The sequence below is a fragment of the Marseilla massiliensis genome, assembly GCF_016899955.1.
Lineage (GTDB): Bacteria > Bacteroidota > Bacteroidia > Bacteroidales > Bacteroidaceae > Prevotella > Prevotella intestinigallinarum.
Window position 1 is genome coordinate 1 of sequence record NZ_JACJJL010000116.1, and the last position, 333, is coordinate 333.

At 58.9% G+C, this 333-nt stretch carries 1 protein-coding gene; it reads right to left on the reverse strand.

All coding sequences use genetic code 11. The features are described from left to right. On the reverse strand, nt 1-333 hold a 333-nt coding region (locus tag H6B30_RS16175; protein ID WP_205112257.1), incomplete at both ends, for a hypothetical protein.

Here is a 333-nt window from a genome sequence, read left to right on the forward strand (position 1 = left end):
CAAATCGGGGGCCGTGAAGTCGAAATAGTCGCCTCCAACCTTGGTGTTGCACCCCGCGAGCCAACCCTGAAGCCACCTCGTGGAGTAAGCCGCAGGATAGCGCTTGGCATAAATCTCCGCCACGGCCTTGCCAACCAAAGCCGTATCGGCAAGCTTGGCGTCCGCAGCCTCGTGCAGGAAATAAAGCCCCACGAGGCCGGGATGCTCCACTGCATACGTGCAACGCACCTTATACATCCGCCTGAAGGCCTCACCTACTGCATTGTTTGCCGCAACAAACTCAGGAGTAAGCAAACGGCCGTCGGCCTGGAGCCGCCTCAGTTCGGTGTCAAT